General features: G+C 65.9%; 1 protein-coding gene. It reads left to right on the forward strand.

Going from position 1 to position 637, the window contains the following annotated elements:
• Positions 1–637: heme lyase CcmF/NrfE family subunit (locus BN1130_RS22785; RefSeq protein WP_232301899.1), on the forward strand; the 637-nt coding region annotated here is incomplete at both ends.

Raw genomic sequence — 637 nt, forward strand, 5'->3', positions numbered from 1 at the left:
TGAGGGCTCCTTGCTGCTCTGGGTGCTGACCCTGGGAGGCTGGACGGCGGCCGTGGCCCTGTTCAGCCGTAGCCTGCCGCTCGATGCGGTGGCGCGGGTGCTGGGGGTGCTGGGCCTGATCGCCGTCGGCTTCACCGCCTTCGTGCTGTTCACCTCGGATCCTTTCACTCGCACCCTGCCGTTCTTCCCGGTGGATGGCCGCGATCTCAACCCCCTGTTGCAAGATCCGGGTCTCATCTTCCATCCGCCCATGCTCTACATGGGCTATGTGGGCTTCTCGGTGGCCTTTGCCTTTGCCATCGCCTCCCTGATGACGGGGCGTCTGGACGCCACCTGGGCGCGCTGGTCCCGCCCCTGGACCATGGCGGCCTGGGTCTTCCTGACGCTCGGTATCGTGCTGGGCTCCTGGTGGGCCTATTACGAACTCGGCTGGGGTGGCTGGTGGTTCTGGGATCCGGTGGAAAATGCCTCCTTCATGCCCTGGCTGGCGGGCACTGCCCTGCTGCATTCGCTCGCGGTCAGCGAGAAGCGCGCCACCTTCAAGGCCTGGACAGTGCTGCTGGCGCTGTCGGCCTTCTCTTTGAGTCTGCTCGGTACCTTCCTGGTGCGTTCCGGCGTGCTGGTCTCGGTGCATGCG

This window comes from Aeromonas rivuli (assembly GCF_000820045.1).
Lineage (GTDB): Bacteria > Pseudomonadota > Gammaproteobacteria > Enterobacterales > Aeromonadaceae > Aeromonas > Aeromonas rivuli.